The sequence below is a fragment of the Streptomyces inhibens genome (assembly GCF_003389455.1).
Taxonomy (GTDB): domain Bacteria; phylum Actinomycetota; class Actinomycetes; order Streptomycetales; family Streptomycetaceae; genus Streptomyces; species Streptomyces inhibens.
Window position 1 is genome coordinate 1 of sequence record NZ_QUAC01000301.1, and the last position, 1789, is coordinate 1789.

At 76.0% G+C, this 1789-nt stretch carries 2 protein-coding genes and 1 pseudogene; all 3 read left to right on the top strand.

The window, feature by feature from the left end:
• Positions 1-73: 73 nt before the first annotated feature.
• Positions 74-844, top strand: coding sequence for a protocatechuate 3,4-dioxygenase subunit beta (gene pcaH / locus DY245_RS33065; protein WP_128510848.1), 771 nt, complete (start codon positions 74-76; stop codon positions 842-844).
• Entirely contained in the window at positions 841-1527 is a 687-nt protein-coding gene (gene pcaG, locus DY245_RS33070) for a protocatechuate 3,4-dioxygenase subunit alpha (protein WP_425329468.1), read from the top strand. Before pcaH ends, pcaG begins: the two co-directional genes overlap by 4 nt.
• A gap of 52 nt (positions 1528-1579) precedes the next feature.
• Positions 1580-1789: pseudogene (locus DY245_RS33075) on the top strand (3-carboxy-cis,cis-muconate cycloisomerase); the annotation flags it as partial.

A 1789-nucleotide genomic window follows, 5' to 3' on the forward strand; every position in this document is an offset into this window, starting at 1 on the left:
CGGCGACACCCCGGCCTCCGCCCCCGCCCTCGCGTCCGTCCCCGCGCCCCGCCCGCAGCCCGCTGCCCCGACGCTGCCCACCCAGGCCGACATCAGCCGCGAGATCGCCGCCCTGCACGCCGCCGGTGAACGGGACCGGGCGGCCGGCGCCCCGGCCCCGCAGCACCCGGCGCGGGACTACGCCCCCTACCGCAGCAGCACCCCGCGCCACCCCCACCGGCCGCTGGTCGAGATCGACCACCTGGCCGACCCGGAGGCGGTGGAGCTGAGCGGCCCGGCGTTCGGCCGCACGGACATCACCGACCTGGACGCCGACCTGACCCGGCAGCATGCCGGGGAGCCGCTCGGCGAACGCATCACCGTCACCGGCCAAATCCTGGACCGCACCGGCCGCCCCGTACGCGGCCAGCTCGTCGAGATCTGGCAGGCCAACGCCTCGGGCCGGTACGCCCACCAGCGCGACCAGCACCCCGCCCCGCTCGACCCCAACTTCACCGGCGTCGGCCGCTGTCTGACCGATGACCAGGGCCGCTACGAGTTCACCACCGTCAAGCCCGGCGCCTACCCGTGGCGCAACCACGACAACGCCTGGCGCCCGGCCCATATCCACTTCTCGTTCTTCGGACCGGCCTTCACCCAGCGGCTGATCACCCAGATGTACTTCCCCGGCGACCCGCTCTTCCCCTACGACCCGATCCTGAGCTCGGTCACCGACCCCGCGGCCCGCGCCCGCCTGGTGGCCGCCTACGACCACGAACTGTCCCGCCCCGAACGGTCTTTGGGCTACCGCTGGGACGTCGTCCTGGACGGCCCGTCCGCCACCTGGATCGAGGAAGGCCGCTGATGCCCCCCGCCCGCACCCACCACGAGCCGTCCCACGACCCGTCCCACGGCGCGACCCACGACCCGTCCCACGCACTGTCCGCACCGCTCGCCCCCACGCCCTCCCAGACCGTCGGCCCCTTCTACGGCTACGCCCTCCCGTTCCCCGGCGGCGACCGGATCGCACCGCCCGGCCACCCCGGCACGGTCACCGTGCACGGCCACGTACGGGACGGAGCCGGCGCCCCGGTGCCGGACGCGTTGCTGGAGTTCTGGCAGGCGGGCCCGGACGGCAGCCTCAGCGGCGCGCCCGGCTCGCTCCGCCGGGACCCGGTCACCGGCGCCGTCATCGGCCGAAGCGGCCTGGACTTCACCGGCTTCGGCCGCGTCCCGACCGACGCCGACGGGCGCTATGCGGTCCACACCCTGCCCGCCACCGCCCCCGCCGGGCGCCCGGAGGCCGCGCCGTACCTCGCCGTCTGCGTCTTCGCCCGCGGACTGCTCCACCACCTCTTCACCCGCGTCTACTTCCCCGAACACGAGACGGCCAACGCCGCCGACCCGCTGCTGGCGCGGCTGCCCGCCGACCGCGCGAGCACACTGCTCGCCCGCCCCGACGGCCCCGGCCGGTACCGCTTCGACGTCCAACTGCAGCAGACCGAGGACGGCGCACACGAGGAGACGGTCTTCCTTGCCTTCCGATGACCCGTCCGGCTACCGGCACCCGGCGCCCGAACTCCCTTGTGAGGCCGCCGACATGGGGCTGCTCGCGCCGTCCTGGGCAGGCTCCGCGGTGGCCGACGCCACCGGCGACGCCGGGTATCTGCGCGCCCTGCTCGACGCCGAGGCCGCGCTGACCCGCGCCCAGGCCACCCTCGGCCTCGCACCGAAGTCGGCGGCCGCCGCCGTCACCGCCGCGGCCGCCGAACCCCACCGCCACGACCCCCGCACCCTCGCGCTGCGCGCC